Below are 6,859 nucleotides of genomic sequence, written 5' to 3'. Positions count from 1 at the left end.
AGCAATTACTCAAAATTACCCGTATCGGACAGACATTCCAATCTGAGATTATAGAGGCTGTTAAATTTGTACCTCTTATTAATGGAGATTTGGCTTAGTTAACACGATAGAAATGAATTTTATCAATTATTGATGTTTTCGTTTGGAGTAAGCTTTTTTAGCTTAACAATCACGTATTTTCCCCGTTAAGGATTTTGTTTGATGAATACCGGTTGGCCAAACTTTGTGGTCTTAGCAATCATGCTCACTGGATGCAGCTTTCAAGCTGATCGTCCCGCACCGGTAGATAGCTTATCGTCAAAAAATCATGGTCCTCGATATCATAAAGGCTCGTTAAAAAACGATAAATATAAAGTAAAGAAAGGCGATACACTTTATTCAATAGCTTGGGGAGCTGGGCGTAATTTTGTCGAAGTTGCTCGTTTGAATCGTTTATCGGCTCCTTATACTATTTATCCTGGGCAAACGCTTAATTTAGCGGCTACAAATAATAGTCAATCGGCACCAGCTCGAACATCCCAACCTTATGTTAATTCAGTGCAAACCCAAGCCGTCACTAAGCCCTATATATCGAGCTCAGATAGTTCTAAATTAAAAACAATCAAACCAGTAGTTACACCAAACCCAAGCCCAGTAGTCGTTTCGGCCAGAACGAAAAAAGATCTTGATCACAAAGTGAAGCCTGCGTATTCTGTAACAACTACCCAACAAACAATTAACCAAAGTGCGAGTGGTTCTGTTGTTAATTTGCCACAGCAAGTTCAGCAATGGCTCTGGCCAGTTAGAGGTCGAATAGTTGGATATTTTTCGGCATCAGAACAAGGCAATCAAGGTATAAAGATTGCTGGTAATCGCGGCGATATTATTAAAGCCGCAGCAGATGGGAGAGTCGTGTATGCCGGCAATGCACTGCGCGGGTATGGCAACTTAGTTATTATCAAGCACAATGATGATTTTTTAAGTGCTTATGCGCATGCCGACACGATATTGGTTAAAGAAAAGCAATATGTGAGTGCAGGACAAACAGTTGCAAAAATGGGCAGTACCGGGACACACCAAGTTATGCTTCACTTTGAAGTACGATTTCATGGTAAGTCTGTCAACCCATTACGATATCTACCTAAACAGTAATTGTTTAGCAACATAATTAACGGAGGATAAGCAAGTGAAGTAGATTAAATACCACAAATTAGGTTTGGGAGAGCAATTATGAGCCGCAAAAATAATACTGCTTCAGCAGAATGTCTTGTCGATCTAGCTAAACAACCACCAGAAGTTGCAACCGATAAACGCGATTTGGTGCAACAACTTGATATTGAAGAAAAAGTCCAAGATGACTTACAGAAAAATTTAGACGCTACTCAATTATATTTAGGTGAAATAGGTTTTTCTCCGCTACTGACAGCAGAGGAAGAAGTGTTTTTTTCACGTAAATCCCTCAAAGGATGCGAAAAGTCTCGCAACCGCATGATAGAAAGCAATCTCCGTCTTGTTGTTAAAATTTCCAGAAGATATAACAATCGTGGCTTAGCGCTGCTCGATCTTATCGAAGAAGGCAATTTAGGCTTGATTCGAGCGGTTGAAAAGTTTGATCCTGAGCGTGGTTTCCGTTTTTCCACTTATGCGACTTGGTGGATTAGACAAACCATTGAACGGGCAATAATGAACCAGACTCGTACTATTCGTTTACCGATTCATATTGTAAAAGAATTAAATGTGTACTTGCGGACAGCAAGACAGCTTGCCCAAAAGCTTGATCACGAACCTACAGCAGAAGAGATTGCCGAAAAATTAGATGTGTCTACCGGTGATGTCAGTCGTATGTTGAAGTTAAATGAAAGAATCACTTCGGTAGACTCGCCTCTCAGCGGCGATAATGAGAAGGCATTATTAGATGTTATTGCTGATGATGATTCCGTTGGCCCTGATTATCGGGTACAAAATGAAGATTTATCTAATTCGATAGTAGGCTGGTTAAATGAATTGAATACCAAACAGCGTGAAGTATTAGCGCGGCGTTTTGGTTTGCTCGGATATGAGCCTTCAACATTAGAAAATGTCGGTGCCGAAATTGGTCTAACACGTGAGCGTGTTCGTCAAATTCAAGTCGAAGCACTTAAACGTTTAAAAGACTTACTAGGGTCGCAAGGACTGTCAGTTGAAGCATTATTCAGAGACTAATGGATAGTGGAAGTATATTGTGAATATTAAGCGGTAGACTATCATCAACACACAAATGATATGTCATCGTTAATGTCTCAATAAGGTCAATTAAGGTGTTGCGATGTTCGGGTTAAAACCTATATGAGTATTTGTATTTTGACTCATGTGATTAGGTTTATCCCACTAATCGCCAACTTAATTTAAGCGTTGTGTAATTGCAATTTGACGATATAACCTAGCTATTATTGATGGTATTTTAATGCTATTAGTTCATTTCAACGTATTTTTAAAGTTGTTACTGAGACTGTTACTTGTTAGATGTAACACCTGATATGTCATTGAAATGGAAGCCTTTGCAGGCTTCCACAGTTCAAAAAACCACTTAAGCAGTTATTTTCGGCGCTAGGTGTTCGTGTGACTTAATCGCTTCAATTCATACAAATAATCTAAAGCCTGCTTCGGCGTCAACTCGTCTGGGTTAATTTGGGCTAACTTTTCCAGTGCTAGTGATGGCTCTGGAATTGGAGGTAATAAGTTCATACTCACTTGAGTTGGATTCTGTTGAGATAATGTCATATCTCGGTTTTCTAGTTGATGAAGCTTATGTTTTGCCGCTTTAATGACGGAGGCCGGAACACCCGCTAGGGCTGCAACTTGTAGACCATAACTTTTACTTGCAGCACCTTCTTGTACCGAATGCATAAAGGCAATTGTGTCGTCGTGTTCTATTGCATCTAAATGCACATTAATTACTGACGGTAACAGCTCGGGCAATTGGGTTAACTCAAAATAATGAGTAGCAAATAATGTCAGGGCACTGACGTTTTTCGCAAGATATTCAGCAGCAGACCAAGCGAGTGCCAAACCATCATAGGTTGAGGTGCCGCGACCTATTTCGTCCATTAACACTAAACTGTTCGCAGTCGCATTATGTAAAATATTAGCTGTTTCGGTCATTTCAACCATGAAAGTTGACCGGCCTGATGCCAAATCATCTGATGCACCAATACGGGTAAAAATCCGGTCGATTTCACCAATTTGAGCATGGTCTGCTGGAACGAAACAGCCGATATGTGCCATTAATGTAATCAATGCTACTTGGCGCATATAGGTTGATTTACCGCCCATATTTGGGCCTGTAACAATAAGCATTTGGCGTTGTGGTGTTAATACAACTGGGTTAGCAATAAACGCTGCTTGGCTAACTCGCTCAACGACAGGATGGCGGCCCGCTTCAATATTAATGCCAATGTCGTGGCTCATTTGTGGGCATTGATAATTAAATAACTCTGCTCGCTCGGCAAAGTTACTTAATATATCTAACTCGGCAGCAGCCGTTGCAAACTGCTGTAATTCTTGTAGTTTAGGTAACAACAAGTCAAACAGTTGTTCCCACAGTTGTTTTTCAAGCGCGAGTGCTTTGCCCTGGCTAGACAGTACTTTCTCTTCGTATTCTTTCAATTCTGGGGTGATATAACGTTCGGTGCCTTTGAGTGTTTGGCGGCGCTGATAGCTCAGTGGCACTCTATCTGACTGTAAACGGCTCACTTCAATATAGTAACCATGAACTCGGTTATAGCCGACTTTTAAGGTATTAATCCCTGTTTGTTGTTTCTCACGAGCTTCAAGTTCGACTAAATAATCACTGGCGCCTTCACTCAACTTGCGCCATTCATCTAACTCATTATTATAGCCAGTACGGATAACGCCACCATCACGAATTAACATGGGAGGGTTGTCTACGATAGCGCGTTCTAATAAATCGTGTTGTTCAGGAAATTCACCCAGTAATTGTACTAACGTGTTTAATCGAGGTTGCTGGCATATTGCTAATGTTTGTTGGATTTCAGGCAGAAGCGTTAGTGCTTGCTTTAAGCGTGAAAAATCACGTGGTCTGGCACTGCGTAGTGCTAAACGAGCCATAATACGTTCGATATCACCTAAGCTTTTTAGTTGTTCATGTAACGTTTGATACAAATCTTGTTCAATCAGTTCACTGACCGCACTATGTCGATGTTGAATTGTTTGACGATTGCGTAATGGCTCATGGATCCAACGTTGTAACATACGGCTACCCATAGGGGTGGCTGTATTATCCAATACCCATGCGAGAGTATTCTCCCGCCCACCAGATAAATTTTGAGTTAACTCTAAATTACGTCTGGTTGCGGCATCTAAAATAATTGATTCTGATTGATTAAAGCGCACAATCGAGTTGATATGTGGCAACGCCATCTTTTGGGTATCTTTGACATACTGCATTAAACAACCTGCAGCTTGTAATGCTAATCGTGCATCAGTAATTCCAAAACCGTGTAAATCTTTGGTGCCAAATTGATTGAGCAGTAAATTAATACAGGTGTCGTAGTCAAACTCCCACTCAGGTCGACGACGGATGCCTTTCATATTATTGATCAATAACATGTCAGTAAAATCTTCACTGTACAATAGCTCTGCAGGATTAGTGCGTTGTAATTCGGCTTCTAAAGCTTCACGAGTGGGTAATTCAGCAACCACAAAACGACCTGATGAAATATCCAACGTCGCGTAACCAAAACCCGTTTTACCCTGATACAGTGCCGCCAGTAAATTGTCTTGTTTTTCTTGCAGTAAAGCTTCGTCGGTTAAGGTGCCAGGGGTCACAATACGCACCACTTGGCGTTCAACGGGCCCTTTCGATGTCGCTGGATCACCAATTTGCTCACAAATAGCCACAGACTGACCAATGTTAACTAATTTTGATAAATAGCCTTCGACGGCGTGATATGGAATGCCTGCCATGGGAATCGGGTCACCGCCGCTTTTTCCACGAGCCGTCAGTGAAATACCTAGCATTTCAGAAGCGCGTTTAGCGTCATCGTAAAACAGCTCATAAAAATCACCCATTCGATAAAACAATAACATATCAGGATGGGCCGCTTTTAAGCCCAAATACTGGCGCATCATCGGGGTGTGTTTTTCTAAATCGCTGGTATCAATCACTGTCATTATGAACACTTCACTATTAATCAATCGTAGGACGTAAATCTTATGGGGCTAATCTTAACAATATTTGTCCCCAGCGTATAAATAGATTCAAACAAAAAATTTTATGGGGATAAAATATTGATGTAAATAGGCAATTCTCAAAGGTTAAAAAAAAAATCAGCTCAGCACTTGATACTGTATGACTATACAGTATACTGATGAACATATTGAAATGATTCACATCACTTCACCTAAGTCGAAATAGCATTTTACTAAACGTATTGAATGCCTTAAGAGGGTTTTATAATGAAGGTTGATCCAAATAAAGAGAAAGCACTAGCCGCCGTTTTAAGCCAAATTGAAAAGCAATTTGGTAAAGGCTCAATTATGAAGTTGGGCGAAGATCGCACAATGGATGTTGAAACTATCTCTACCGGTTCGCTTTCATTGGATATCGCACTCGGTGCGGGCGGTTTGCCAATGGGACGTATCGTTGAAATCTACGGTCCAGAATCATCAGGTAAAACGACGTTAACTCTTGAAGTGATCGCCGCAGCGCAACGCGAAGGTAAAACCTGTGCGTTTATTGATGCAGAGCATGCTCTGGACCCTATTTATGCCAAAAAGCTAGGCGTAGATATTGATAACCTACTTTGTTCACAACCAGACACTGGTGAGCAAGCATTAGAAATTTGTGATGCGTTAACTCGTTCTGGTGCTGTAGACGTTATTGTGGTCGATTCTGTTGCGGCATTAACGCCAAAAGCTGAAATTGAAGGTGAAATTGGTGATTCACATATGGGCCTTGCCGCTCGTATGATGAGCCAAGCAATGCGTAAGCTTGCTGGTAATCTTAAGCAATCAAATACTTTGCTTATTTTTATTAACCAAATTCGTATGAAAATTGGTGTGATGTTTGGTAGTCCAGAAACTACCACCGGTGGTAATGCACTTAAGTTCTACGCTTCAGTACGTTTAGATATTCGTCGTACCGGTGCCATTAAAGACGGTGACGAAGTTGTCGGTAATGAAACTCGCGTCAAAGTGGTTAAAAACAAAATTGCGGCTCCGTTTAAGCAAGCGGAATTCCAAATCCTTTATGGACAAGGTATTAACCGTACCGGTGAGTTAGTCGATTTAGGCGTTGCGCATAAGTTAGTTGATAAAGCGGGCGCTTGGTATAGCTACAAAGGCGAAAAAATTGGTCAAGGCCGTGCTAACGCAGGTAAGTTCTTGACTGAGAATCCAGTCATTGCTAGCGAAATTAATACCACTTTACGTGCTATGTTATTGAATGGTGGTGCTAATTCATCAGATTCAAAAACAGAAAGTGATGAGAATATTGACCTTGAAACTGGCGAAGTGTTTTAAACTAGCCAGTCAGTTACCTCTATCGCGGTAGCGCATGTTGCGCGCCGCGAATATTCCCCTAAAATCTCCAGACATTTATACCGCGAATAACTTCACAGCTAAAAACTACACCGCTTAATCATTGATATACTCAAAAATTCATGTACTCGTTATTGTGAGTTTCAGCCGTTGTTATGACATCGTTGTTACTCTACATTACTTTTAGTAAGCTTAAGCTACCTTAATGTAAAACTTATTAACTTGTTTATATTCAATAGCTAATCGCTTGGTATTTAGTATTTAGCGTGTGAAATCAAATCCTGCAATAAACTACCTGCTAGATCTGCTGTTATCTCATATATTTTTAAAGCTAGTTTAT

General features: G+C 40.6%; 4 protein-coding genes and 1 pseudogene. 4 read left to right on the top strand and 1 reads right to left on the bottom strand.

Annotation, left to right across the window (positions count from 1 at the left end):
* The 3 genes and pseudogenes from pcm to rpoS form a co-directional block, all read left to right on the top strand.
* Positions 1-98 (top strand): annotated as a pseudogene (gene pcm, locus CXF78_RS21785) (protein-L-isoaspartate O-methyltransferase); the annotation flags it as partial.
* 100 nt (positions 99-198) lie between these two features.
* Positions 199-1,131 carry a peptidoglycan DD-metalloendopeptidase family protein gene (locus CXF78_RS06560; protein ID WP_374702273.1) on the top strand — a complete coding sequence of 311 codons (933 nt, stop codon included), beginning with the start codon at positions 199-201 and terminating at the stop codon, positions 1,129-1,131.
* Positions 1,132-1,209: 78 nt separating this feature from the next.
* Entirely contained in the window at positions 1,210-2,181 is a 972-nt protein-coding gene (gene rpoS / locus CXF78_RS06555; RefSeq protein ID WP_011636534.1) for an RNA polymerase sigma factor RpoS, read from the top strand.
* A gap of 384 nt (positions 2,182-2,565) precedes the next feature.
* On the opposite strand, the gene mutS is transcribed toward rpoS, so the two are convergent.
* Positions 2,566-5,151 carry a DNA mismatch repair protein MutS gene (gene mutS, locus CXF78_RS06550; RefSeq protein ID WP_102036322.1) on the bottom strand — a complete coding sequence of 862 codons (2,586 nt, stop codon included), beginning with the start codon at positions 5,149-5,151 and terminating at the stop codon, positions 2,566-2,568.
* A 285-nt stretch (positions 5,152-5,436) separates the two neighbouring features.
* On the opposite strand from mutS, the gene recA reads away from it, so the two are divergent.
* Positions 5,437-6,501, top strand: a complete 1,065-nt coding sequence (recA, locus tag CXF78_RS06545; protein ID WP_011636536.1) for a recombinase RecA — start codon at positions 5,437-5,439, stop codon at positions 6,499-6,501.
* Positions 6,502-6,859 lie beyond the last annotated feature (358 nt).

The sequence above is a fragment of the Shewanella sp. 11B5 genome (assembly GCF_002836795.1).
GTDB classification, from domain to species: Bacteria; Pseudomonadota; Gammaproteobacteria; order Enterobacterales; family Shewanellaceae; genus Shewanella; species Shewanella frigidimarina.
The sequence above is the reverse complement of the archived record's forward strand: the minus strand, read 5'-3'. Positions and strand labels throughout refer to the sequence as shown.

Bases quoted from the DNA above. Each gene is read 5' to 3' on its own strand.
- rpoS (WP_011636534.1), top strand. From the start codon at position 1,210: ATGAGCCGCAAAAATAATACTGCTTCAGCAGAATGTCTTGTCGATCTA.
- mutS (WP_102036322.1), bottom strand. From the start codon at position 5,151: ATGACAGTGATTGATACCAGCGATTTAGAAAAACACACCCCGATGATG.
- recA (WP_011636536.1), top strand. From the start codon at position 5,437: ATGAAGGTTGATCCAAATAAAGAGAAAGCACTAGCCGCCGTTTTAAGC.